Raw genomic sequence first — 23,391 nt, 5'->3', positions numbered from 1 at the left:
CGTGGCTACCATCAAGGACGTCGCCGCCCGGGCGGGCATTTCCTACACCACGGTGTCCCACGTGGTGAATGGAACCCGCCCGGTCAGCGACCCGGTGCGCAGCAAGGTGGAGGCGGCCATCGCCGAGCTGGGTTACGTGCCCAGCGGCGTGGCCCGTTCACTGCGGGTGCGCGCCACCGGCACCCTCGGCCTGCTGCTGCCCAATGCCAGCAACCCGTATTTCGCCGAGCTGGCCCGCGGCATCGAGGATCACGCCGAGCGTAATGGCTACAGCGTGATCCTGTGCAATTCCGACGATGACATCGACAAGCAGCTGCGCTACCTGCGCGTGTTGCTGGAGCGGCGCATCGACGGCCTGATCGTCGCCACCGTGGCCAGCGACGCGGCCTTCGCCGAGGCGCTGGCCAACCTGCGCGTGCCGCTGGTGCTGGTCGACCGCTCGCTGGACGGCGTCGATGCCGATCAGTTGCGCGTCGATCACGAACAGGGCGCTTATCTCGCGACCCGTCATTTGCTGGAGCTGGGGCATCGGCGCATCGTCTGCATCGGCGGCCCGGCCAGCACTCAGGTGGCTCAGCTGCGCGCAGCGGGTTATCAGCGCGCGTTGGCCGAGGCCGGCATCGAGGCCCAGGCGGTGGTCGACTGCCCGTTTACCAGCCCGGCCGGTCACGCTGCCGCGCAGACGCTGCTGAGTGCCGAGCTGCGGCCCACGGCGATCTTCGCCGGCAACGACATGATCGCCTTGGGCGTGCTGCGCGCCGCCGCCGAACGCGAGTTGCAGGTGCCGCAGCAACTGTCGGTGGTGGGCTTCGACGACATCGAAGTCAGCCGCTACCTGCATCCGGCGCTGACCACGGTCGGCCAGTGCATCGGCCAGTTGGGTGAACAGGTCGCCGCGCGTCTGCTGGAGCGCATCCGTACCCCGGGCTTGGCCGTCAGCCAGCAACTGATCGAACCCATTCTGGTGCTGCGCGAGTCCAGCGCAGCGCCTGACGCATGATCGAGCGCCAGGCCCGCCGCCTGGTGCTCGACGGAGAGGAACACCTGCAATGCAAGCGAACGTAGTGGTAGTCGGCAGCCTGAACATGGATCTGATCGTGCGCGCGCCGCGCCTGCCGGTTGGCGGGGAAACGCTGGCCGGGCACGGCTTCTTCACAGCTGCCGGTGGCAAGGGTGCCAACCAGGCGGTGGCGGCAGCGCGCCTCGGTGCGCGCGTGGCGATGATGGGCTGCGTGGGCGACGACGCCTACGGCAGCGAGCTGCGTGACGGTTTGCTGGCCGAGGGGATCGACTGCAGTGCGGTTGAAGTGGCCGCCGGGGTGCCGACCGGCATTGCCTCGATCCTGGTGGATGACGCCGGACAGAACGCCATCGTCATCGTCGCCGGTGGTAACGGCGAGATGAGCCCTGCGCGCGTCGAGCGCCACGAAGCGCTGCTGGCCAATGCCGAGGTGGTGATCGCGCAACTGGAGGTGCCGGCGGCGACCGTCGAGGCCACCTTGTCCCGCGCTCATGCGCTGGGGCGCACGGTAATCCTCAATCCGGCACCGGCCGTCGGCCCGCTACCAGCGCACTGGTACGGCCTGGTCGATTACCTGATCCCCAATGAAAGCGAGGCCGCGCTGTTGACCGGCCTGCCGGTGGACTCCCCGGAAACGGCCTTGCGTGCGGCTCAGTGCTTGCTCGAGGCCGGCGCCCGGCGCGTGCTGATCACCCTGGGTCGCCAGGGCGTGTTGTATGCCGATGCCACTCGCCATCTGCACGTACCGGTGGCGCCGGTGGTCGCCGTGGACACCACGGCCGCCGGCGACACCTTCGTCGGTGGTTTCGCCGCCGGCCTGGCCGAAGGCATGCGCCTGGAAGCGGCCATCGCTCTTGGCCAACAGGCCGCCGCGCTGGCCGTTACCCGGCCTGGCGCACAGCCCTCGATTCCCCATCGTCACGAGTTGCCCGCATGAAGAAGACACCGCTGCTCAACGCCGAACTCTCCGCCGCCATCGCTCGGCTCGGTCATGGCGATGTCATCGTCATCGGCGATGCCGGCATGCCGATCCCGCCTGGCACTCCCTGCATCGACCTGGCGCTGACCGCTGGCGTGCCGGATTTCGTCACCACGCTCAAGGTGGTGCTCAGCGAAATGCAGGTGCAAGGCCATCTGCTGGCCCGCGAAACCCTGGAAGTCGCGCCACTGGCCCTGGAGGCCATCGAGGCGCTGACTGCAGCGGGCGAGCTGGGGGAGCGGCAACTGGTCAGCCATGACGAACTCAAGGCTGCCTGCCGCACGGCGCGGGTGCAGATCCGCACCGGCGAGTGCCGGCCCTACAGCAATATCGCGCTGGTGGCCGGCGTCACCTTCTGAACATCTGTCGTTTCAGGGCACCTCTAAAAACGTAGGCGACGACTGCATGGATGCAGGAGGTAGAGCGAAGCAGGAAGCCCAAGCCGAGGCAGCCAGCGCAATACCGATGGCGGCCCCGCAAAAACAGGCGAAAAAGCACTGAGCCCGCATTCGGGTTTACGAGCTGTAAATGAGCACTTGATTCGCTTCGCCCGCGCTAAAGCACGTTCAGCCTTCGGCTGTGAGCCTGTTTTTAACGCAGCGATGGCAACGCAGGTAGTTTTTAGAGGTGCCCTTCAGTCGACGGCCAGGTAGTGCTTGGTGAAGCTGTCGCTCACGACTTCCCAGAGTGTGTTGGTGCCGCTGGCGACGAAGAAGGAGTCACCGGCCTTGTAGTGCGCGGTTTCGCCGGTGGCCTCGTTGGTGATCTTCACTTCGCCGAGGGTTACCACGGCCTGTTCGTGGAAGGTGTAGGGCAGGCGGAAGCGGCTGCGGCGCACGCCAAAGTAGCCGGCGCTGACCGACTCGTCCTCGGTGGCGAAGGTGGTCAGGGCGAACATTGCGTTGTCGCCGTCGAGCATTTCGACACCGATGTCTTCGAGGGTGCCGGCCAGTTCCAGTTCGTCCAGGGTGATGCCTTGCTTGATGCTGTGCAGCATGTCGTTCTCGCTCGATAAGGGGCTGAAGAGATCCTGCACGCTAGCAGGGTCGAAGGCGTGAGCCAGTCGTGGCAGCGACATCGGTTGCCAGGGAAACGTCTTCTAAACGCCTGACCGGTGCGCAGGCTTTGGCCGCAGCCCGCCAGCGCGAGGTGCCAGCCTCGATCAGCCAGCAGGCGAGGATGAAGGGCATGGTCAGCGCGGGTAGGCCCAATGCGCTGAAGCCGGGTTGCAGGATCAGGGCAAGCAGGATTCCCGCTGCGGGAACCCATGGGCAGCGATGGATCTGGGCCAGGGCTATGGCGGCGAGGGTGGCGTTGTAGCTGTAGAGGCCGGCCAAGGCGGCGTCGCTGGGCCAGCCGTTTACCAGTGTCAGGGCCAGGCCGCTGCTGGAACCGAGCAATGCCCAGAGCGCCGTGCGGCTGTCGGCCAGGCGCAAACCGATCAGCAGGCACAGGCCAGCCCATGCGGAGTCGAGAAAGATCACCTGGCCGATGCCGCGCAGCACGGCGAGCATCACTTGCAGGAGGTTCAGCTCCGGCACCTCGGCGGTATGGCTGGGCGACACAGCGGGCAGCTCGAGCGGGATGATCAAGGTCAGCAGCCAACCCAGCAGCACGAAGGGAAAGGTGAAGGCGGGCAGCCAATCATGCTGGCGCATACGCCGCATCCAGAGCGACAGCAGCAGGCTGGACAAGGCTGCGCTGGCGATGATCAGCACCGGTAGCAGCGGCGTCCACGGCAGTTTCAGGCTGAGCAGCAGGCCGAGCAGGATGCCGTTGTAACCGTACAGGCCGGTGGTGATGTCCGTTGACGGGTAGCCGCAACGTTGTGCGAGCAGCATCGAGGTCAGACCGCCGAGCAGGGCGCCGGGTAGGAGGTCAGGGGCGCTGATCAGGATGGCGATCAGCACCAGCAGGCCGCAGCCGGGGTGCTGTTGCAGGAATATCTGGGCGAAGCCGCAGAGCAGGGCGCGCAGGTTTTGCAGGGCAGGGTGTGAGGTGGGTAGTGGAGGCATGATGTCTGTGCCAAGAGCCCTCTCCCCCACACGCGGGAGAGGGGAGCTGTCCGTGTCGGCTGGAGGAGCCGTGTAGGGTGCGCCTTGCGCACCACAACCGACTTGCCATAGCAGGTGCGCAAGGCCTGGGCGGCCCCGCGAAATCCTACGTTGGCTTTATGTGTAGCCCGGATGAAATCCGGGAATCAGGAGTCGAGCATTCCCCGGATTTCATCTGGGCTACGGTTCTTTATTGCGTTGAGGATCGCCGGCTCAATGCAGCGTTTCGATCCTTAGGCTGTTGGTGCTGCCGGGTTGGCCGAAGGGTTCGCCGGCGGTGATCACCACGGTTTCGCCGCGCTTGGCCATGCCTTGGGCCTGGGCGATTTCCAGCGCGGTGCTGGTGACTTCCTCGACCCTGCGCAGGCGTTCGTTGACCACCGAGTAGATGCCCCAGGCCACGGTCAGACGGCGGGCGGTGGTTAGGCTCGGGGTGAGGCTGAGGATTGGCGCCTTCGGTCGTTCACGTGAGGCGCGCAGGCTGGAGCTGCCGGATTCCGTGTAGTTGACCAATGCCGCCACCGGCAAGATCGCGCTGATACGGCGGATGGCGCAGCTGATGGCGTCGCTGGCGGTGGCTTCGGCCTGTGGGCGGCCGACGTCGAGCTGGCTCTGGTAGTCCGGGCCGTTCTCCACCTGGCGGATGATCTTGCTCATCATCTGCACGGTTTCCAGCGGGTAGTCGCCAGAGGCGGTTTCGGCCGACAGCATTACCGCATCGGCGCCTTCGGCCACGGCGTTGGCCACGTCGGTGACTTCGGCGCGGGTCGGTGCGGGGGAGAAGCGCATCGATTCGAGCATCTGTGTCGCAACGACCACCGGGCGGCCCAGTTGGCGGCAGGTGTGCACGATGTCCTTCTGGATACGCGGTACGTTCTCGGCCGGTACTTCCACGCCCAGGTCACCGCGCGCGACCATGATGGCGTCGCACAGGAGGGCGATTTCTTCGAGATGCTGCACCGCCGATGGCTTTTCGATCTTGGCCATCAGGAAGGCCTTGCCGCCGATCAGCTCACGGGCTTCGATGATGTCTTCCGGGCGTTGCACGAACGACAGCGCCAACCAGTCCACGCCCAGCTCCAGGCCGAACGCCAGGTCGCGGCGATCCTTTTCGGTCAGCGGCGACAGCTGTAGCACCGCCTCGGGCACGTTGACGCCCTTGCGGTCGGACAGCTCGCCGCCAGCGATGACGCAGGTGTCCACGGCATCGGCCTGCTTGGCGGTCACTTTCAGGCGCAGGCGGCCATCGTCCAGCAGCAGGCTCATGCCCGGTTGCAGGGCTTCGATGATTTCCGGGTGAGGCAGGTTGACCCGGCTGGCGTCGCCGGGCGTTGCGTCCAGATCCAGGCGCAGGCTTTGGCCGTTGACCAGTTGCACCTTGCCGCCTGCGAAGCGGCCGACGCGCAGTTTCGGCCCCTGGAGATCCATGAGGATGCCGATGGGCTGGTTCAGCTCGCGCTCCACCTCGCGCACCCACTGGTAGCGCTGGGCGTGGTCGGCGTGCTCGCCGTGGCTGAAATTGAGGCGGAACAGGTTGACCCCGGCTTCCACCAGTTGGCGGATATGCGCGGCGTCGCGGATCGCCGGGCCGAGGGTGGCGAGGATCTTCACTTTCTTGTCGGGAGTCATCTGGCAGGCCTTGGGCAGGAGTTTTGTCGATGGCGTTGTGGTCGTAGGGCGCCCGGCGGTTGTTCACCTACAGTTTCCGATGTGCCGAGGATCAGAATGACGCGGAAGTCGTAGACGTTGGTGCGGGTCGGTGACGATCAGTGGCGTAGGGCGGGTGCAACCCGTCACCAACGTTTTGGCGGGTTGCACCCGCCCTACAGGGAGGAGCCTGGCGGTTCTTCACCTGCAGTCTGCGAGGCTCCCAGAATCAGAATGGCGCGGAAGTCGTTGACGTTGGTGCGGGTCGGGCCGGTGACGATCAACTCGTCGAGGGCGGCGAAGTAGCCATAGCCGTTGTTGTTGTCCAGCTCGTCACGGGCGGACAGTCCCTTGATGCCGGCACGGGCGTAGCTGTAGGGCGTCATGATGGCGCCGGCGTTGTCCTCGGAGCCGTCGATGCCGTCGGTGTCGCCGGCCAGCGCGTAGACGCCGGGCAGGCCCTTGAGGCTGTCGGTGAGGCTCAGCAGAAATTCGGCGTTGCGCCCGCCACGGCCATTGCCGCGCACGGTGACGGTGGTTTCGCCGCCGGAGAGGATCACGCAGGGCGGCTTGATCGGCTGGCCATGCAGTTGCACCTGGCGGGCAATTCCAGCATGCACCTTGGCCACCTCGCGTGCCTCGCCTTCCAGGTCGCCGAGAATCAGCACCGGGAAACCGGCCGCTGCGGCCTTGGTCGCGGCTGCGTCGAGTGATTGCTGCGGCGTGGCGATCAATTGGAAATGGCTGCGCGACAGCACCGGATCGCCCGGCTTGACCGTTTCCGAGCGCGGATCTTGCAGCCAGGCGCGCACGTTGGCTGGGATGTCGATGTCATAGCGGGCAAGAATCGCCAGGGCGTCGGCCGAGGTGGTCGGGTCGCCCACGGTGGGGCCGGAGGCTATCACCGTGGCCTCGTCGCCGGGCACGTCGGAGATGGCGTAGGTATAGACCGTGGCCGGCCAGCACGCCTTGGCCAGGCGACCGCCCTTGATCGCCGAGAGGTGCTTGCGTACGCAGTTCATCTCGCCGATGGTGGCGCCGGATTTGAGCAGCGCCTTGTTGATCGCCTGCTTGTCCTGGAGACTGATGCCCTCGGCCGGCAGCGCCAGCAGCGAGGAGCCGCCGCCGGAGAGGAGGAAGATCACCCGGTCGTCTTCGCTGAGGTTCGACACCAGCTCCAGCACGCGGCGGGCGACGCGCTCGCCAGCATCGTCCGGCACCGGGTGCGCGGCTTCCACCACTTCGATCTTCCTGCAGTCGGCGCCGTGCTCGTAGCGGGTCACCACCAGGCCGTTGACTTCACCTTGCCACTGTTGCTCGATCACCTCGGCCATGGCTGCTGCGGCTTTGCCGGCACCGATGACGATGACGCGGCCACTGCGGTCGGCGGGCAGATGATCGGCCAGTACCTGGCGCGGATGCGCGGCAGCGATGGCGGTGGCGAACAGGTCGCGCAGCAGGCGTTGCGGGTCGAAGGTCATGGTGATGGTCTCTTGCAGATCGATTCCAGTCCGCAGATGCCGCGCGCAGCAGCTGTGGATTGGAATCGACCAACCTGGCAATCGGGCCGTGACACCTCCTGCCAGGAAGGTCGAAAGGGTGGGCGAAACGCGGCCTTCGGGAGCCGTGGGAGGCGCCTCAGCGGCGACGGTCGCGGCTAAAGCCCCTCCCACAGAACCCTTGAGAGGGCGCTCTGTTACTCGCCGCGAATAGTGAAGTTGGCCATATGCTCCAGTCCCTTGATCAGAGCGGAGTGATCCCAGCCGCTGCCGCCGAGTGCCGCGCAGGTGCTGAAGACCTGCTGAGCGTTGGCGGTGTTGGGCAGGTTCAGGCCCAGTTCGCGCGCGCCGGACAGCGCTAGGTTGAGGTCTTTCTGGTGCAGGCTGATACGAAAGCCTGGATCGAAGGTGCCCTTGATCATGCGCTCGCCGTGCACTTCGAGGATCTTCGAGCCGGCGAAACCACCCATCAGCGCTTCACGTACCTTGGCTGGATCGGCGCCGTTGCGGGCGGCGAAAAGCAGGGCTTCCGCCACGGCCTGGATGTTCAGCGCGACGATGATCTGGTTGGCCACCTTGGCGGTTTGGCCGTCGCCATTGCCGCCGACCAGGGTGATGTTCTTGCCCATGGCCTGGAACAGCGGCAGGGCGCGTTCGAAGGCGTTCGGGCAGCCGCCGACCATGATCGACAGGGTCGCGGCCTTGGCACCGACTTCACCGCCGGACACCGGGGCGTCCAGGTAGGCGGCGCCGGTGGCCTTGATCTTCTCGGCGAAGGCCTTGGTGGCGGAGGGCGAGATCGAGCTCATGTCGATCACCACCTTGCCGGTGCCCACGCCCGAGGCGACGCCGTCCGCGCGGAACAGCACGTCGTCGACCTGCGGGGTGTCCGGCACCATGACGATGATGAATTCGGCTTCCTGGGCAACTTCCTGCGGGTTGGCCAGCGCGACAGCCCCGGCCGCGATGAGGTCGGCCGGGGCCGGGTCGTGATGCTCGGAGAGGAACAGGGTGTGGCCGGCTTTCTGCAGGTTCTGCGCCATGGGTTTGCCCATGATGCCGGTGCCGATGAATCCGATTTTTGCCATGAGAGATAACCTCGTCTTAAGTGTTGAATCAGATGCCGCAGAGCCCTGTAGGAGCGGGTTTACCCGCGAAGCGGACACCGCAGTGATTGGCACCGGCTGCGCCGCTGTTCGCGGATGAATCCGCTCCTACAGGTGCGGCCGTCAGATCACGTTATGCGCTTTCATCCAGCCGAGTCCGGCAGCGGTGGTGGTGGCCGGCTTGTATTCACAGCCGATCCAGCCCTGGTAGCCGATGCGATCCAGGTGGTCGAAGAGGAAGCGGTAGTTGATCTCGCCACTGCCCGGCTCGTGTCGGCCCGGGTTGTCGGCCAGTTGCACGTGGTTGATGGCGGCCAGGTTGTTTTCCATGGTGTGGGCCAGGTCACCTTCCATGATCTGCATGTGGTAGATGTCGTACTGCAGGTACAGGTTGGTGCTGCCGACCTTGTTGCGAATGTCCAGCGCCTGCTTGGTGTTGTTCAGGTAGAAGCCGGGGATGTCGCGGGTGTTGATCGCTTCCATGACCAGGCGAATACCGGCGCCGGCCAGCTTGTCGGCGGCATGGCGCAGGTTGTCGACGAAGGTCTTTTCGACGATGGCGCAGTCCAGGCCCTGCGGGCGGATGCCGGCCAGGCAGTTGATCTGCTGGTTGCCCAGCACCTTGGCGTAGGCGATGGCCTGGTCGACACCGGCACGGAACTCCTCGATGCGATCCGGGTGGCAGGCGATGCCGCGTTCGCCCTTGCTCCAGTCGCCAGCGGGCAGGTTGAACAGCACCTGCGTAAGCGCGTTGGCGTCCAGGCAGGCCTTGATCTCTTCCGCCGCAAAGTCATAGGGGAAGAGGTATTCCACACCGCTGAAACCGGCGTCGGCGGCAGCGGCGAAACGCTCCAGGAAGTCCACTTCGGTGAACAGCATGGACAGGTTGGCGGCAAAACGGGGCATGGTGTGCTCCTTGTCGTAGCCCGGATGCAATCCGGGGCGGTGTTGCGGTCTTCCCGGATTGCATCCGGGCTACATGGCCAGGGCAGGGTTCCTGCCGATTAATCCAGCAGCGAAATGGCGGTCGGCGCATCGACGCCGCGCTCGGCCAGTTCCTCGAACTCGTTGATGGCGTTGATCTCGGTGCCCATGGCGATATTGGTGACGCGCTCCAGAATCACCTCGACCACCACCGGCACGCGGTGCTCGGCCATCAGGCGCTTGGCTTCGGCGAAGGCGTTCTGCAACTCGTTCGGGTCGAACACGCGAATCGCCTTGCAGCCCAGGCCCTCGACCACCGCAACGTGGTCGACGCCATAACCGCCCAGCTCCGCTGCGTTGATGTTCTCGAACGCCAGTTGCACGCAGTAATCGATGTCGAAGCCACGCTGCGCCTGGCGGATCAGGCCCAGGTAGGCGTTGTTCACCAGCACGTGGATGTACGGCAGGTTGAACTGCGCACCGACGGCCAGCTCCTCGATCATGAACTGGAAGTCGTAGTCGCCGGACAGCGCCACGACCTGGCGCTGCGGGTCGGCCTTGACCACGCCGAGAGCCGCCGGAATGGTCCAGCCCAGCGGGCCGGCCTGGCCGCAGTTGATCCAGTGACGCGGCTTGTACACGTGCAGGAACTGCGCGCCGGCGATCTGCGACAAACCGATGGTGCTGACGTAGCAGGTGTCCTTGCCGAAGGCTTCGTTCATCTCCTCGTACACGCGCTGTGGCTTGGCCGGCACATTGTCGAAGTGGGTCTTGCGTTGCAGGGTGCGCTTGCGCTCACGGCAGGCTTCGACCCAGGCGCTGCGATCCTTCAGCTTGCCGGCAGCCTTCCATTCGCGGGCGACCTGAAGGAACGCATTCAGTGCGCTACCCGCATCGGAAACGATGCCCAGATCCGGGTTGAACACGCGACCGATCTGCGTCGGTTCGATGTCGACGTGGATGAACCTGCGGCCTTCGGTGTACACCTCGACCGAGCCGGTGTGGCGGTTGGCCCAGCGGTTGCCGATGCCGAACACCAGGTCGGAAGCGAGCAGGGTGGCGTTGCCGTAGCGGTGCGAAGTCTGCAGGCCGACCATGCCGACCATCAGTTTGTGATCGTCCGGTATCGCGCCCCAACCCATCAGGGTCGGCACCACCGGTACGCCGGTCAGCTCGGCGAATTCGACCAATTTGTCCGCTGCATCGGCATTGAAAATGCCGCCACCAGCGACCAGCAGCGGGCGCTCGGCGTCGTTGAGCAGGGCGATGGCTTTCTCGGCCTGGACGCGGGAGGTGGTCGGCTTGGCCACCGGCAGCGGCTCGTAGGCGTCGATGTCGAATTCGATCTCGGCCATCTGCACGTCGAAGGGCAGGTCGATCAGCACCGGCCCGGGACGGCCGCTGCGCATTTCGTGGAAGGCACGTTGGAAGGCGCGCGGCACCTGGCCGGGCTCCATCACGGTGGTCGCCCACTTGGTCACCGGGCCGACGATGCTGGTGATGTCGACCGCCTGGAAATCTTCCTTGTGCATACGGGCACGCGGCGCCTGGCCGGTGATGCACAGAATCGGGATGGAGTCGGCTGAGGCCGAGTACAGGCCGGTGACCATATCGGTGCCGGCAGGGCCGGAGGTGCCGATGCATACGCCAATGTTGCCGGCATTGGTGCGGGTGTAGCCCTCGGCCATGTGCGAAGCGCCTTCGACGTGACGGGCCAGGACGTGATCGATGCCACCGAGTTTCTTCAGTGCGGCATACAGCGGGTTGATGGCTGCGCCGGGGACGCCGAATGCGCTATCAACGCCTTCGCGACGCATCACCAGTACGGCTGCCTCGATTGCTCTCATTCTGGCCATGGCCGTTCCTCTTGGAGTCGTTGTTTAGCTCGTTGAGGCAAGGATGCCGGCTGTACCGCAGGGGCGGAATTGGTCGATACTTCAGTTCTGTCGATATCTGGAGTATCGAATGGATCGCCATACCCTTATCCGCAGCTTCGTCCTGGTGGCCGATAACGGCAGCTTCGCCTCGGCTGCCCTCAGCGAAGGCGTGACGCCCGTGGTCATGGGGCGGCGCCTGGATGCGCTGGAGCGTCACCTCGGCGTCAAGCTCATGCATCGCTCCACCCGTGGCCTGCAACTGACTGATCTGGGCGAGCAATACCTGGAGCGTGCCCGTGGCCTGCTGAGGGATTTCGACGAGGTCGACGCCAGCGTCGCGCGTGGCGGCAAATCGGTGCGCGGGCACCTGGTGGTGTCGGCGCCGGCGGCGTTCGGCAGGCGGCATGTCGCGCCGCATGCGCCGGCATTTCTCAAGCGCTACCCGGATCTCAAGCTGTCGTTCAACTTCACCGACAGCCTGGTGGATCTGGTGCGCCAGGGCTACGACATGGGCATTCGCATCGGTGAGGTCACCGATCCCAACTACGTGGCGGTCAAGCTCTACCCCAATCGTCGCGTGGTCTGTGGCTCACCCGCCTACTTCGAGCGCCATGGCGTGCCACGCAGCCTCGAAGATCTGGCGCGGCACAACTGCCTGGCGTTCAACCTGCAGGGCGGCCAGCAGCGCGGCTGGACCTTCCTGCATGACGGGCGCCAGGTGGCGGTGAAGGTGGCCGGCAACCTCGATTGCAATGACGGCGAGCTGCTCTACGACTGGGTCAAGCAGGGCCTGGGCATCGGCTGGCGCTCGACCTGGGAGATCCAGACCGAACTCAAGGCGGGCGAACTGGTGACGGTGCTCGACGATTACGAAATACCGGCCTACGACATCCAGGCGGTGTATCCGCAGCAGCGTTACCTGCCAGCCAAGGTGCGTTTCTTCGTCGACTACCTGAAGGCTATCTACAACCGGCCAGGCTATTGGGAGGGGCAAGCGGATGAAGAGGTTGATTCGATACTTTGATTGAATTTCTGGTTGTTGGTTTTTGTATTCTTTTTCGATTGAAATTGTATTCAATACTTGCGGCTGGCTTCTCGTTGAGCTATTGCATAGGGCGTTTTCTCACGCCACCACGGCGTTCGCCTGTGTGGATGATCCCGTTTTCCATTCGAGGAAGATCGCTCATGAATACCCTCAACCTGCGCACCGCGCTGGACATCACTCAGCGTGCCTTGGCGGCCGGGCGGGATCGCGCCGCAGCCCCATTGACGGTGGCGGTGCTGGATGCTGGCGGCCATGTGGTCAGCCTGCAGCGCGAGGATGGTGCCAGCCTGCTGCGCCCGCAGATCGCCATCGGCAAGGCCTGGGGCGCATTGGCACTGGGCAAGGGTTCGCGCTCGATCGCCAGTGATGCACAGCAGCGCCCGGCGTTCATCGGCGCGGTCAATACTCTGGCACAAGGCAGCCTGGTGCCCGCTCCGGGCGGTGTACTGATTCGCGGTGAGCAAGGCGAGGTGATCGGCGCGGTGGGTATTACCGGCGACACCTCGGACATCGACGAGTTGTGCGCCGTCAGTGCACTGGAATCGTTGGGGCTGAAGGCGGACGCGGGGCTTTAGGCGCTGGTCACTCGTTGGCCATCCGTCGCTGGCGCCAGGCTCACTTCGCAGCCCTTGAGTACCAGGCGCAGGATGGTCTGCGTGGCGGCCTCGTAGTCGGCATCGTCCAGCTTGGCCTTGCCGGTGACCACGGAAATCTGCCAGTCGAAGTCGGCGTAGGTCTGAGTCGCGGCCCAGATGCTGAACAGCAGGTGGTGCGGATCGACTCTGGCCATCAGGCCCTGGTCGATCCAGCGCTGGATGCAGGCGACGTTGTGACTGGCCTGCGCGTTCAGTTGCTCGGTCTGCTGCGTCGACAGGTGCGGTGCGCCATGCATGATCTCGCTGGCGAAGACCTTGGAGGCATGCGGCAGGTCGCGGGAAATGCGGATCTTCGAGCGGATGTAGGCGGTCAGCACGTCAGCCGGATGACCGGGCGAATTGAACGGCGCGGAGGCGGCGAGCAGCGGCTCGATGATGCTTTCCAGCACCTCGCGGTAGAGGTTTTCCTTGGACTTGAAGTAGTAGTAGACGTTGGGCTTGGGCAGGCCGGCCTTGGCGGCGATATCGCTGGTCTTGCTGGCAGCGAAGCCCTTGTCGGCGAATTCCTCGCTGGCTGCGCGTAGAATCAGCTCTTTGTTGCGCTCGCGAATACTGGTCATAAGCCCTTGCGTGTCGATACGTCCGCCGGTTGGCGGGCGGCATGGTAGCACCGCCCTCGACGGCGGCTCAAGCGAGCGGCCATGCGGGTTGCGTGGCTTCTTTGACCATCGGGTCAAATGCCTGTGTACAGAAAAACGCGTTTCTGTTTCCATCGCACTCCCTGCCGTTATCGCGCCGCAACGCCTTCCTGCCCCGAACGGAGATTCACCATGAACACCCCTCAACTCGTCGATCCGTTCGGCCGCCACATCACCTACCTGCGCCTGTCGGTGACCGACCGCTGCGACTTTCGCTGCACCTACTGCATGAGTGAGGACATGGTCTTCGCCCCGCGTGCGCAGATCCTCAACCTGGAGGAGTTGTACACGGTGGCCGATGCCTTCATCGGCCTGGGTGTGAAGCGCATCCGTGTCACTGGCGGCGAGCCGTTGGTGCGCAAGAACCTGCTCAGCCTGCTGCAGCGCCTGGGGCGGCGCGCGGAGCTGGAGGATCTGGCCATCACCACCAACGGCTCGCAACTGGCCGAGCTGGCGCCGCAGTTGCACGCTGCCGGGGTCAGGCGTCTGAACATCAGCCTGGATTCGCTGCAGCGCGAGCGCTTCGCCGCCTTCACGCGTCGCGATCGCCTGGATCAGGTGCTGGCCGGCATCGAGGCGGCACGCGCTGCCGGCTTTGCGCGGATCAAGCTCAACTGCGTGGTGCAGAGCGGGCGCAACGATGACGAGGTACTGGACATGGTCGAGTTCGCCATGGCTCGCGGCCTGGACATCAGTTTCATCGAGGAGATGCCGCTGGGCAGCGTGGTCAGCCATCGTCGCGAGCAGACCTTCTGCAGCAGTGACGAGGTGCGCCAGCGCATCGAGCAGCGCCATGCGCTGGTGCGCAGCAGCGCTACCACGGGCGGGCCGTCGCGCTACTGGCAGGTAGTCGGCAGCGACACGCGCATCGGCTTCATCTCACCGCATAGCCACAACTTCTGCGGCGACTGCAACCGGGTGCGGGTCACCGCCGAAGGCAAGCTGGTGCTGTGCCTGGGGCATGACGACGCGCTGGATCTCAAGCGTCTGCTGCGTGCTCATCCGGGCGATAGCGAGCGCCTGCGCCAAGCCCTGATCGATGCGCTGCGCCTCAAGCCGCAACAGCATCACTTCGCCACTGATGAACAGGTGCAGGTGGTGCGCTTCATGAGCGTGACGGGCGGTTGAAAGTAGCCGGTGCCAGTGGGCACCGGCGGATCATTTCAGGCTGCGCTGCTGGCGCGCTTGAGCGCCTTGGCCTGGCCATGCATCAGGCCATAGTGCAGCAGCGCGCCGAGCAGGGCGCCAAGCAGCCAGGCATAACCGGACAGTTGAGCGAGCGCCGGTACCCAGACGGTGGCCACGGAGAACACCGAGGCCGAGCCGAAGGCCAGCAGGGCCTTGCGGTTCCAGCCACCATCGAAGTAGTAGGCGCTGCCGACCTCGGCGCTGAACAACTGCTGCAGATCGAGCTGGCGGCGACGCACCAGGTAGTAGTCGGCGACGATGATGCCGTACAGCGGCGCGAGCACCGCGCCCAGGGTGTCGACGAAGGCCGCGATGCCGACGTTGCTGATGAAGGCCACCCACAGCGCACCGATGAAGAAGGCGATGGCCGCCGTGATGAAGCCGCCGGTGCGCGCGCTGATATGGGCTGGAGCCAGGTTGGCCAGGTCATAGGCTGGAGGGATGAAGTTGGCCACCAGGTTGATGCCCACGGTCGCGGCGAAGAAGGTCAGCGCGGCGATGATGGTCAGGCTCAGGTTGTCGACCCGCGCGACGATGTCGGTGGGGTTGGTCAGCGTTTCACCGAACACCACCACGGTGCCAGCGGTGATCACAAGGGCGATCAGCGAGAAGAACGCCAGGCTCACCGGCAGGCCGAGGAAGTTGCCGATGGTCATCTGCTTTTCGCTTTTGACGAAGCGGGCGAAGTCGCCGTAGTTGATCACCACTGCCGCGAAGTAGGCGACCATGGTACCAACCACGGCGAAGAAGGCGGCCACCGGCCCGGCCTTGTATTCACCGCTGCCACTGAAAATGTTGCCCAGCTCGCTGAGCAGGCTCGGGCCGGCCTTGTACCAGATCAGGCCCATCAGCGCGATCATCACCACGTACACCAGCGGCCCGGCCCAGTTGAGGAAGCGGGTGATCCAGCTCATGCCGCAGACGAACAGCGCCACCTGGAACAGGCAGACGAGCACGTAGGACAGCCAGCCGATGGCGGTCAGGCCCATGTATACGGCAGGGTCTTGCGGTTGCAGCAGCGAGTTGAGCAGCAGTGCCACGGCGGTGGACGCGAAGTAAGTCTGCACGCCGTACCAGAAGATGGCGACGATGCCGCGCACCAGCGCAGGGAAGTTGGCGCCACGCACGCCCATGCTGGCCCGGGCGAACACCGGGAAGGGGATGCCGTACTTGACGCTGGGTCTGCCGGTCAGTTGCACCAGCCCCATGACGATGAAACCAGCGAGAACGATGCCTGCCAGCACCGCCCAGCCGTTGAGGCCGTAGGAAATGAACAGGGTCGCAGCCAGGGTGTAGCCGAACAGGCTCTGGATATCGTTGGACCAGACGTTGAAGATCTCGAACCAGCCCCAGGTGCGCTTTTCCGGCGGCAGGGGGGCGAGATCCTCGTTGTGTAGCGTGGGGTCGATGTGCTTGATGCGAAACTCTTCGACGGTGGACATGGCAGCTCCCTGATTGTTCTTGTGCCGCGAGGGCGTTGAGGAGATTTGTCTGCAGGTTTCGTTCCGTTTTGCATTGGCTGCTGCATCAAGTGTTGTATACAGCTTTGTTGCGCAAGCTAATCGGCCCAACCTGCTGCGATTTGTACACATAAATGCGATTGGTGACCATGCTTGTTTTGTAATTTGTGTACAAAAAATGATTTTTTTGAACGCAAAAACTTGACATCTGGGTCAGGAGTCAGGTGCCGAATCGAGGTTCTCTCGCCCTCTTGCGGGGCGCCCACGGGCTGTTTGCCTCGTGCTGGTGCGGGGCGAGGGCGTGCAGCACGCGCGATGGCGAGAGGTGAGAGGGAGGAGCCCGCGCAGATTGGCACGGGCGCGGGGCTATCAGCGAGGGTAGAGCGGGGGCAGGGGGCTGGCTTCCTGCGGCGTGCTGCTGGGTTCCTGAGGCGTGGGCAGGCTGCGGATCGCCTTCCACAGTTCCTCGCCTTGCCATTGCTGGCTGGTTTCGCTGTACAGCGCACCGTTGAGGCCGTCGAGGGCGTCGGACAACGGCACGTAGCGGGCAGCCATATCGGCCAGGGTTTCCGGCTGCTGGCGCGCCCAGGCGTCGAGGGCGTGGCGGGTGGCCTGGGCATCACCGGCCAGGCAGGCGCGCTTGAGATCGTCGAGCAGGGTGCGCGGGCTCGGGCCCGTCTGCGCGGCGCGCTGAATCGCCGGCTGGCGCCGCGCATGCCACCACAGGCCGAAGCCGAGCAGGGTGGTCAGCGTGAGCAGGGTGCAGGCCAGTTGCCAGGGCCACAGCAGCGGGTCGTCACTACGCTGGCGCTCGGTGGGGATCGGGCTGACCGGCTCGTCTGCCTGTAGCGCCGGGTTGTCCTTGACCTGCAGGGTGCGGGCGGCAAGGGTGGTGCGCTCCAGGCTGTCGGTCTGGGTGTTCCACCACACCACTTGCAGCGCCGGCAGCTCGAAGGTGCCGCTGCGGCTCGGTACCAGCGCCTCGCGATCTTCGCGGCTGCCGAGCATGCCGCTGTCGCTGGGTTGGTCGCTGAGTTGTGGCTGATCGGGGTAGCGGCGCAGGCCGTCGACCTGAGTGGCCGGCAGCGGCGGCAACTGGGCACTGGACAGGCCGTCGACCTTGAGGATCAGGCGGCGGGTCAGCGAGTCGCCGACCTCGGCTTGCTCCGGCTGCGGATTCCAGCTTTCCGCCAGGCCCAGGGCGCGCGCGGGCAGCCAGGGTGCATCGGCCGGGTAGTCGGCCGGTTTGGGGCGCACCTGCAATGGGATGTCCGGCGACTTGACCCGCGAGACACGCCCAGGGCGTGGGCCGAATGGGTTGAAGTCATTGGCGTTGCCGCGCTCGACCAGGGTGGCGCTGAACACCTGGCCGGGGATGGTCAACTGGCCGCTGCGCTGCGGGTAGATGGCATAGCGCACTTCGATCACGCCATGGCGCACGCCGCCGATTTCCTTCTCGTAGGTGCGTGGCTCGCCCAGGCGTTCGACGCGGGCGTCGTCGATCTGCAACGGGGTCAGGCTGCTGTCGTCATACAGCGAGACGGAGTGGTAGATGCGCAGGGTGAGCACGGCTTGCGCCTGCACGTAGACGCTTTCCTGGTCGAGGCTGGCGTCGATGAACACAGGGGCCAGTTTTTCGCCCTTGCCGGGTTTGCCCGCTGCTGCGATCTGCAGGGTGATGGGCAGGGTTTCGGCGTCTTCCAGGCGGATCGACGGGATCTGCACCTGGCCGCTGCGTTTGGGCTGCAGGGTAAGAATCCAGCGGGTGGCGGCGCGTGGCGTATCGCCGAGGGTGGTCAGGCGGTTGACCTGGCGGCTGCCGAGGATCTCGAAGTCGGTCTCCAGCGGGGTGAAGTCGGGGCGGCCGAAACGGGTCGGGTCGGTGGACTCCAGGGTCAGTACCACCGTTTCGCCCTCGCTCAGGTGGGTACGGTCGACGCTGGCGAAAAAGGCATCGGCGTGGGCCTGAGTGGCCAGCAGCATAAGCACCAGCAGCGCGAAGATCGGCTGCAGGGCGCCTCTGACGATGGCTGCGCTGAGGGTGTTGGCAGAGCCCTTCATCGGGGTCGCTCCTGACGCTGTTGCTGTTCGTACCAGAATTTGCGCCGCAGCAGCTCGCCCGGATCATCCGGAATCTGCCGCAGCCATTGTTCCGTTGCCTGGCGGCGCTCCTGCGCCGTGCCCAGTTCTGCTTCGCTCAGTTGCCGCGCCGGGCCTTGTGCCTCGTCGGGCTCGTTCTGGCCGGGCTGATCGGCCTGGCCCGGCTGCTGATTGGCGTCTTGCTTGTCGTCGGCGTCACCGTCATCACCCTTGGCATCGGCGTCGGCAGGCTGGGGCTGCGTATCCGCTTTGGACTCGTCCTGGCTGCCTGGCGTCGGGGTCGATTGTTCCTGAGAGGGCGACTGTTGCGCGTTCTGCTGGCCTTGTTGGTCGTTCGCCTGGGATGCCTGGCGTTGGCGCAGGGCCTCTTCGACCAGCGCCTTGTTGTGCTGGGCGGCGGCGAGATCCGGCTGGCGCTCCAGGGCTTGGTCGTAGGCGTCGAGCGCCGCTTCCAGTTCACCGGCCTTGGCCAAGGCGTTGCCACGGTTGTAGTGATCGCGGGCGGCATCGCCCTGGGCGAAGCGCTCGGCGGCGGCGGTGTAGTCGCCAGCCTCGAACAGTGCTTTGCCTTGCCACTGTGGATCCTCGAAATGCTGCGCGGCTTCGGCTGGGCGCTGCGCGTCGAGCAGACGCATGCCCTGTTGATCCGGGCGCAGCCAGAGGTCGTCGAAGTCGAAGGCATAGCTCGTCTGCGGCGGCAGCATGAACACCAGTGGCAGCACCAGCAGCCAGCCACGGCGGCTGGCACAGGCGGCCAGCAGCAACAGCGGCAGCAGCAGCCAGTAGCCCTGATCGATGCGGGCGTCGAGCTGTGTCGGCTCGCCCGCCGCCTGCATCGTCTGCGGGCCGTCGAGCAGGCCGAGGCGCTGCAGGTCGTCGTCGTCCAGGCGGATCTGGGCGTAGCGGCCGCCATTGGCTTCGGCAAACTGGCGCAGGCCACGGGCATCCAGACGCGGAATGACAATGCCGCCGCGCTCGTCCTTGAGGAAGCTGCCATCTTCCTGCACCACGGGCCCGCCTTCGCGGGTGCCGACACCGAGAATCAGCAGCGGCGTGGCGCGCCGGCCAAGGGCCTCGGCAATGCCGCTGCGTTCCTGTTCATCCAGGCTGCTGGTGATCAGCAGCAGGCGACCCTTGCCCAGTTGCGCCTGCTCCAGCAGTTGCAGGGCACGTTCGACCGCCAGGTCGGCGCGTTGCCCCGCCTCGGGCATCAGTGAGGGCTTGAGCGATTCGAGGAGGTTGCGGCTGGTGGCCAGGTCGTCGGACAGCGGCACCAGGCCGTGGGCGCTGCCGGCGTAGACGACGATGGCGGTCTGCGCATCGCGCCGCGCCTCCAGCAGGTCGAGCAGCTTGCGACGCGCCTGTTCCAGGCGGGTTGGCGGGGTATCACCAGCCAGCATGCGCGGCGTCAGCTCCAGTATCACCACCAGCGGGTCGGCAGGTTTCTGATTGCTCTGTTGCGCCTGCTGCCAACTGGGGCCCAGCAAGGCCAGCACGGCGAGCAGCCAGGCCAAGCCAAGCAGCACCCAGGGCAGGCGGCTGCCACGTCCGTTGCCACCCTTGAGCAGCACGGCGTGGAAGGCCACCGGCAGCAGTTGCTGCCAGCGCCCGCTCTGCCGCTCGCGGTGCCACAGGCGCCACAGCAGCCAGGCGAGCAGGGGCAGAGCGAGCAGCCACAGGGGGCGCAGCCATTCGGGCCAGAGCAGGCTCATCGGCGCCACCTCAGGCGTTGTGGCCACTCGGGCCAGAGCGTGTGGCAGGTCAGCAGCAGGCTGCCGAGCAGGGCCAGTACCAGCGGCCAGGGATACAGAGCCAGGGCCGGGCGGGCGAGGATGGGTTGCTGGGCCACGGGCTCGAGGCGGTCGAGGGTCGCTTCGATCTGTTGCAGCTCGTTCTGGCTGCGCGCGCGGAAATACTCGCCGCCGGTGGCATCGGCGATACCGCGCAAGGTCGGCTCGTCGAGGTCGAGGCTGCTGCTGAAGCCGAATACACCGAGCACGCCGTCCTGCTGCGGATCGGCGCCAATGCCGATGGTGTAGATGCGCACGCCTTCCTCGGCGGCCAGGCGCGCAGCAGTCATCGGTTCCAGCGCGCCGCCATTGCTGGCGCCGTCGGTGACCAGCACCAGCACGCGACTGTCGGCGGGACGCTGGCGCAGGCGCTTGACGGCCAGGCCGATGGCATCGCCGATGGCGGTGTTCTTGCCGGCAATGCCGATCAGGGCTTCGTCCAGCCAGGTGCGTACGGTGTGGCGGTCGAAGGTCAGCGGCGCCTGCAGATAGGCTTGGCTGCCGAACAGGATAAGGCCGACGCGGTCGCCCCGACGGCCTTCGATGAAGTCGCCGAGCAGGCGCTTGACCAGCTCCAGGCGGCTGATGGGTTCGTCGTCCCACTGCATGTCGGCGTAATCCATGGAGCCGGAGACATCCACCGCCAGCAGCAGGTCGCGGCCGCTGGCCGGCAGTGGTAGCGGTTCGCCGACCCACTGCGGGCGTGCAGCGGCGCACAGCAACAGCAGCCAGATCGCCACCAGCGGCGCCTGCTGGCGCCAGCCGGGCAGGGCGGCGCGGGCGCGACGCCCGCTCAAGGCTTGCAACTCGTCGAGAAAGCCGACACGCAGCGCCGCATCACCGTTGTCGGCGGCCGGCAACAGGTAACGCAGCAGCCACGGCAGCGGTGCGAGCAGGAAGACCCACCACCAGGCGAACTCAAACATGCTTGCGAATCCAGGTGGCGATGGCCTGGTCGAGCTCATCGACGGCCTTGTCGCTCAGGGTGCACTGCGGCTTGTAGGCGCCCTCGACGAGGATCATCCAGCGCGTCAGGCCGGCGGCTGGGCAGCGGTTGTCGAGGAAGGCCAGCCAGGCGCGACTGCTCAGCACGTGGCTGGCGGCATCCGGGTAGCGTTCGCGGCACAGGCGCTTGAGCAGGGCGTTGAGCTGCTGCAGCCAGAGCCCGGCCGGCGCGCCGTCATAGGGTTTGCGCAGTTGCTGCAGCTCCTGCAGGGCGGCCTGGCGCAGGCTGTCCAGCGGTTGTTGCGTGGCCGCACTCGCTGGCCGTGCGCGCAGGCGGCGCAGCAGGCGCCAGACGCCCCAGGCGAGCACCGGCAGCAGTGTCGCCAGCAGCCACCAGCCCGGCGCTGGCGGCCACCAGGGCACCGGCGCCGGATCGATCAACGGCTGCAACTGGTCGAGTGGATTCATGGCGCCTTTCTCGGATGCAGGGCGCTCAGTTGCTCCTGCAACTGATCGATCAGTTCGAACTGGGTGCTCAACGGCAGCAAGGGCACGCCGAGTTTCTGCGCCAGGCGCTGCCAGCGTGCCTCGCGGGCCTGGGCCTGACTGCGGTAGGTCTGGCGCAGGCTGTCGTTGTGGCTGTCGAGTTCCAGCCGCGCGCCGCCCTGGGTGAAACGCAGCAGGCCGGCGGCGGGCAGCGCGTGGTCGAGCGGGTCGGACAGCGGTAGCAGCAGCAGGTCGGTGTGGCGAGCGAGCAGGGTCAGTTGCTGTTCGGCGTTATCGTTCAGCGCGCGCTCGTCGCACAGCACGATCACCAGGCTGCCGGGGCGCAGCACTTCGCGGGCGCGGCGCAGGGCCAGGCCAAAGGTGTCGCGAGCCGTTGCGGCGATACCATCCGGCGTCAGCGCGTGATTGGCGCGTGCCAGCAGGTTGAGCAACTGCAATAGGCTCTGCTTGCTGCGGCGTGGCTTGACCTCGTGGTGCTCGTTGTCAGCGAACACCAGGCCGCCGATGCGGTCGTTGTGGCCCAGCGCGGCCCAGCCTACCAGCGCGGCAGCGCGGGCCGCCAGCACCGACTTGAAGCATTGGCCGGAACCGAAGAACAGGCGCTGGCTCTGTTCGGCGATGATGAAGATGGGCCGCTCGCGCTCCTCGTGGAACAGCTTGGTGTGCGGCTCCTGGGTGCGCGCGGTGACGCGCCAGTCGATGGTGCGCACGTCGTCGCCAGGTTGGTAGACACGCACCTGGTCGAAGTCCACGCCACGTCCGCGCAGCTTGGAGTGATGCAGGCCGATCAGCGGGCTGCGCCGTGCCGGCGTGGAGAACAGCGGCACCTCATGCACCTTGTGGCGCATGTCGATCAGTTCGCCAAGGGCGATATGGATGCCAGCTTGCAGCGTTTGGCTTGCCGCGTGCGGCTGCATTTATGCCACCGCTACCACATCGAGGATGCGCTGGATCACGCGATCCTGGTCGACGCCCGAGGCTTCGGCCTCGAACGAGAGGATGATGCGGTGGCGCAGCACGTCGAACAGCACCGCCTGGATGTCCTCGGGGCTGACGAAATCACGCCCGGCCAGCCAGGCGTGTGCGCGCGCGCAACGATCCAGCGAGATGGAGCCGCGCGGGCTGGCGCCATAGGCGATCCATTCGGCCAGCTCGGCGTCGAACTTGGCCGGGGTGCGGCTGGCCATCACCAGTTGCACCAGGTATTCCTCCACCGCATCGGCCATGTACAGGCCGAGTATTTCCTTGCGCGCGGCGAAGATCGCCTGCTGGCTGACCCGGTGCTCGGGCTTGGCTTCACCGTTGAGCGCATCGCCACGGGCCTGGGCGAGGATCTTGCGCTCCACGGCAGCATCGGGGAAACCGATCTTCACGTGCATCAGGAAGCGGTCGAGCTGCGCCTCGGGCAGCGGGTAGGTGCCTTCCTGCTCGATGGGGTTCTGCGTGGCCATGACCAGGAACAGTGGTGACAAATCGTAAGTCGAGCGGCCCACCGAGACCTGACGCTCGGCCATGGCTTCGAGCAGCGCCGATTGCACCTTGGCCGGGGCGCGGTTGATTTCGTCGGCCAGCACCAGGTTGTGGAAGATCGGCCCCTGCTGGAACACGAAGCTGCCGGTTTCCGGGCGGTAGATCTCGGTACCGGTGATGTCCGCCGGGAGCAGATCCGGGGTGAACTGGATGCGGTGGAACTCGGCCTCAATGCCCTCGGCCAGCTCCTTGATCGCCTTGGTCTTGGCCAGGCCGGGTGCTCCTTCGACGAGCAGATGGCCGTCGGCGAGCAGGGCCACCAGCAGGCGATCGATCAGGCGATCCTGGCCGAGAATCTGAGTGGAGAGAAATTGGCGTAACGCGACCAGCGCTTCACGGTGTTCCATCGTCGGGCTCTTGTGGGAGGGGCAAGGGCGGTTGCCATCTTGCAGGCAGGCCGACGACTTTAATCCATTTGCCGCGTC

21 protein-coding genes are annotated in these 23,391 nt (G+C 65.8%); 6 read left to right on the top strand and 15 right to left on the bottom strand.

Annotated features, from left to right (window positions below; genetic code table 11):
* The first annotated feature begins 1 nt into the window (after nucleotide 1).
* From VC352_RS03645 to rbsD, 3 genes are read left to right on the top strand one after another with little or no spacing between them, the layout of a single operon-like run.
* Nucleotides 2-1,000 (top strand): LacI family DNA-binding transcriptional regulator, encoded by a 999-nt coding sequence (locus tag VC352_RS03645; RefSeq protein WP_322978227.1) that lies wholly within the window; start codon nucleotides 2-4, stop codon nucleotides 998-1,000.
* Between the two features lie 49 nt (nucleotides 1,001-1,049).
* Complete coding sequence (rbsK, locus tag VC352_RS03640) at nucleotides 1,050-1,958, top strand: ribokinase (RefSeq protein WP_322978226.1); 909 nt, start codon at nucleotides 1,050-1,052, stop codon at nucleotides 1,956-1,958.
* Nucleotides 1,955-2,359 (top strand): D-ribose pyranase, encoded by a 405-nt coding sequence (gene rbsD / locus VC352_RS03635; protein WP_322978225.1) that lies wholly within the window; start codon nucleotides 1,955-1,957, stop codon nucleotides 2,357-2,359. Before rbsK ends, rbsD begins: the two co-directional genes overlap by 4 nt.
* 275 nt (nucleotides 2,360-2,634) lie before the next feature.
* Here rbsD and VC352_RS03630 read toward each other — a convergent pair whose 3' ends face one another.
* From VC352_RS03630 to gcl, 7 genes are all read right to left on the bottom strand, one after another.
* Nucleotides 2,635-2,997: a cupin domain-containing protein gene (locus tag VC352_RS03630; RefSeq protein WP_322978224.1), complete on the bottom strand. Its 363-nt coding sequence runs from the start codon at nucleotides 2,995-2,997 to the stop codon at nucleotides 2,635-2,637.
* A 40-nt stretch (nucleotides 2,998-3,037) separates the two neighbouring features.
* The gene (locus VC352_RS03625; RefSeq protein ID WP_322978223.1) at nucleotides 3,038-4,015 is read right to left on the bottom strand and encodes an urea transporter; all 978 of its coding nucleotides are present in this window, start codon (nucleotides 4,013-4,015) and stop codon (nucleotides 3,038-3,040) included.
* A gap of 252 nt (nucleotides 4,016-4,267) precedes the next feature.
* Nucleotides 4,268-5,683: a pyruvate kinase gene (pyk, locus tag VC352_RS03620; RefSeq protein WP_322978222.1), complete on the bottom strand. Its 1,416-nt coding sequence runs from the start codon at nucleotides 5,681-5,683 to the stop codon at nucleotides 4,268-4,270.
* A gap of 194 nt (nucleotides 5,684-5,877) precedes the next feature.
* Entirely contained in the window at nucleotides 5,878-7,182 is a 1,305-nt protein-coding gene (locus VC352_RS03615; protein ID WP_322978221.1) for a glycerate kinase, read from the bottom strand.
* 215 nt (nucleotides 7,183-7,397) lie between these two features.
* Nucleotides 7,398-8,288, bottom strand: coding sequence for a 2-hydroxy-3-oxopropionate reductase (locus tag VC352_RS03610; protein ID WP_322978220.1), 891 nt, complete (start codon nucleotides 8,286-8,288; stop codon nucleotides 7,398-7,400).
* 141 nt (nucleotides 8,289-8,429) lie between these two features.
* A complete protein-coding gene (hyi, locus tag VC352_RS03605; RefSeq protein WP_322978219.1) occupies nucleotides 8,430-9,212 on the bottom strand; it encodes a hydroxypyruvate isomerase in 783 nt (260 codons plus the stop codon).
* Between the two features lie 98 nt (nucleotides 9,213-9,310).
* The gene (gene gcl, locus VC352_RS03600; RefSeq protein ID WP_322978218.1) at nucleotides 9,311-11,086 is read right to left on the bottom strand and encodes a glyoxylate carboligase; all 1,776 of its coding nucleotides are present in this window, start codon (nucleotides 11,084-11,086) and stop codon (nucleotides 9,311-9,313) included.
* 109 nt (nucleotides 11,087-11,195) lie between these two features.
* On the opposite strand from gcl, the gene VC352_RS03595 reads away from it, so the two are divergent.
* Complete coding sequence (locus VC352_RS03595) at nucleotides 11,196-12,131, top strand: LysR family transcriptional regulator (RefSeq protein WP_322978217.1); 936 nt, start codon at nucleotides 11,196-11,198, stop codon at nucleotides 12,129-12,131.
* A 161-nt stretch (nucleotides 12,132-12,292) separates the two neighbouring features.
* Entirely contained in the window at nucleotides 12,293-12,727 is a 435-nt protein-coding gene (locus tag VC352_RS03590) for a heme-binding protein (protein WP_322978216.1), read from the top strand.
* Here VC352_RS03590 and VC352_RS03585 read toward each other — a convergent pair.
* Nucleotides 12,724-13,368, bottom strand: a complete 645-nt coding sequence (locus VC352_RS03585; protein ID WP_322978215.1) for a TetR/AcrR family transcriptional regulator — start codon at nucleotides 13,366-13,368, stop codon at nucleotides 12,724-12,726. The two genes, VC352_RS03590 and VC352_RS03585, sit on opposite strands and share 4 nt — an antisense overlap.
* Nucleotides 13,369-13,578: 210 nt before the next feature.
* On the opposite strand from VC352_RS03585, the gene moaA reads away from it, so the two are divergent.
* A complete protein-coding gene (gene moaA, locus VC352_RS03580; RefSeq protein WP_322978214.1) occupies nucleotides 13,579-14,574 on the top strand; it encodes a GTP 3',8-cyclase MoaA in 996 nt (331 codons plus the stop codon).
* A gap of 35 nt (nucleotides 14,575-14,609) precedes the next feature.
* On the opposite strand, the gene VC352_RS03575 is transcribed toward moaA, so the two are convergent.
* The 7 genes from VC352_RS03575 to VC352_RS03545 all read right to left on the bottom strand — a co-directional run bounded on the left by VC352_RS03575 (nucleotide 14,610) and on the right by VC352_RS03545 (nucleotide 23,313).
* On the bottom strand, nucleotides 14,610-16,076 hold the full coding sequence (locus VC352_RS03575) for an NCS1 family nucleobase:cation symporter-1 (RefSeq protein WP_322978213.1): 1,467 nt from the start codon (nucleotides 16,074-16,076) through the stop codon (nucleotides 14,610-14,612).
* Between the two features lie 387 nt (nucleotides 16,077-16,463).
* Nucleotides 16,464-18,077, bottom strand: coding sequence for a BatD family protein (locus VC352_RS03570; RefSeq protein ID WP_322978686.1), 1,614 nt, complete (start codon nucleotides 18,075-18,077; stop codon nucleotides 16,464-16,466).
* A gap of 74 nt (nucleotides 18,078-18,151) precedes the next feature.
* Nucleotides 18,152-19,906, bottom strand: a complete 1,755-nt coding sequence (locus VC352_RS03565) for a VWA domain-containing protein (protein ID WP_322978212.1) — start codon at nucleotides 19,904-19,906, stop codon at nucleotides 18,152-18,154.
* Nucleotides 19,903-20,910 carry a VWA domain-containing protein gene (locus VC352_RS03560; protein ID WP_322978211.1) on the bottom strand — a complete coding sequence of 336 codons (1,008 nt, stop codon included), beginning with the start codon at nucleotides 20,908-20,910 and terminating at the stop codon, nucleotides 19,903-19,905. Before VC352_RS03560 ends, VC352_RS03565 begins: the two co-directional genes overlap by 4 nt.
* Nucleotides 20,903-21,397 (bottom strand): DUF4381 domain-containing protein, encoded by a 495-nt coding sequence (locus VC352_RS03555; protein ID WP_322978210.1) that lies wholly within the window; start codon nucleotides 21,395-21,397, stop codon nucleotides 20,903-20,905. The genes VC352_RS03560 and VC352_RS03555 overlap by 8 nt, the downstream gene beginning before the upstream one ends.
* Nucleotides 21,394-22,353 (bottom strand): DUF58 domain-containing protein, encoded by a 960-nt coding sequence (locus VC352_RS03550; RefSeq protein ID WP_322978209.1) that lies wholly within the window; start codon nucleotides 22,351-22,353, stop codon nucleotides 21,394-21,396. Before VC352_RS03550 ends, VC352_RS03555 begins: the two co-directional genes overlap by 4 nt.
* Nucleotides 22,354-23,313, bottom strand: coding sequence for a MoxR family ATPase (locus VC352_RS03545; RefSeq protein WP_322978208.1), 960 nt, complete (start codon nucleotides 23,311-23,313; stop codon nucleotides 22,354-22,356). It abuts the gene before it with no gap.
* Between the last annotated feature and the right edge of the window lie 78 nt (nucleotides 23,314-23,391).

It is taken from the genome of Pseudomonas sp. C11 (genome assembly GCF_034683865.1).
Classification (GTDB): domain Bacteria; phylum Pseudomonadota; class Gammaproteobacteria; order Pseudomonadales; family Pseudomonadaceae; genus Aquipseudomonas.
Note: the sequence above shows the minus strand (reverse complement) of the source record. Positions and strands in the feature narration are given on the sequence as shown.

What these genes read in the sequence shown, in the direction of transcription:
- rbsK (WP_322978226.1), top strand. Translation starts at nt 1,050, where the DNA reads ATGCAAGCGAACGTAGTGGTAGTCGGCAGCCTGAACATGGATCTGATC.
- rbsD (WP_322978225.1), top strand. Translation starts at nt 1,955, where the DNA reads ATGAAGAAGACACCGCTGCTCAACGCCGAACTCTCCGCCGCCATCGCT.
- VC352_RS03630 (WP_322978224.1), bottom strand. Translation starts at nt 2,997, where the DNA reads ATGCTGCACAGCATCAAGCAAGGCATCACCCTGGACGAACTGGAACTG.
- VC352_RS03625 (WP_322978223.1), bottom strand. Translation starts at nt 4,015, where the DNA reads ATGCCTCCACTACCCACCTCACACCCTGCCCTGCAAAACCTGCGCGCC.
- pyk (WP_322978222.1), bottom strand. Translation starts at nt 5,683, where the DNA reads ATGACTCCCGACAAGAAAGTGAAGATCCTCGCCACCCTCGGCCCGGCG.
- VC352_RS03615 (WP_322978221.1), bottom strand. Translation starts at nt 7,182, where the DNA reads ATGACCTTCGACCCGCAACGCCTGCTGCGCGACCTGTTCGCCACCGCC.
- VC352_RS03610 (WP_322978220.1), bottom strand. Translation starts at nt 8,288, where the DNA reads ATGGCAAAAATCGGATTCATCGGCACCGGCATCATGGGCAAACCCATG.
- hyi (WP_322978219.1), bottom strand. Translation starts at nt 9,212, where the DNA reads ATGCCCCGTTTTGCCGCCAACCTGTCCATGCTGTTCACCGAAGTGGAC.
- gcl (WP_322978218.1), bottom strand. Translation starts at nt 11,086, where the DNA reads ATGGCCAGAATGAGAGCAATCGAGGCAGCCGTACTGGTGATGCGTCGC.
- VC352_RS03595 (WP_322978217.1), top strand. Translation starts at nt 11,196, where the DNA reads ATGGATCGCCATACCCTTATCCGCAGCTTCGTCCTGGTGGCCGATAAC.
- VC352_RS03590 (WP_322978216.1), top strand. Translation starts at nt 12,293, where the DNA reads ATGAATACCCTCAACCTGCGCACCGCGCTGGACATCACTCAGCGTGCC.
- VC352_RS03585 (WP_322978215.1), bottom strand. Translation starts at nt 13,368, where the DNA reads ATGACCAGTATTCGCGAGCGCAACAAAGAGCTGATTCTACGCGCAGCC.
- moaA (WP_322978214.1), top strand. Translation starts at nt 13,579, where the DNA reads ATGAACACCCCTCAACTCGTCGATCCGTTCGGCCGCCACATCACCTAC.
- VC352_RS03575 (WP_322978213.1), bottom strand. Translation starts at nt 16,076, where the DNA reads ATGTCCACCGTCGAAGAGTTTCGCATCAAGCACATCGACCCCACGCTA.
- VC352_RS03570 (WP_322978686.1), bottom strand. Translation starts at nt 18,077, where the DNA reads ATGCTGCTGGCCACTCAGGCCCACGCCGATGCCTTTTTCGCCAGCGTC.
- VC352_RS03565 (WP_322978212.1), bottom strand. Translation starts at nt 19,906, where the DNA reads ATGAGCCTGCTCTGGCCCGAATGGCTGCGCCCCCTGTGGCTGCTCGCT.
- VC352_RS03560 (WP_322978211.1), bottom strand. Translation starts at nt 20,910, where the DNA reads ATGTTTGAGTTCGCCTGGTGGTGGGTCTTCCTGCTCGCACCGCTGCCG.
- VC352_RS03555 (WP_322978210.1), bottom strand. Translation starts at nt 21,397, where the DNA reads ATGAATCCACTCGACCAGTTGCAGCCGTTGATCGATCCGGCGCCGGTG.
- VC352_RS03550 (WP_322978209.1), bottom strand. Translation starts at nt 22,353, where the DNA reads ATGCAGCCGCACGCGGCAAGCCAAACGCTGCAAGCTGGCATCCATATC.
- VC352_RS03545 (WP_322978208.1), bottom strand. Translation starts at nt 23,313, where the DNA reads ATGGAACACCGTGAAGCGCTGGTCGCGTTACGCCAATTTCTCTCCACT.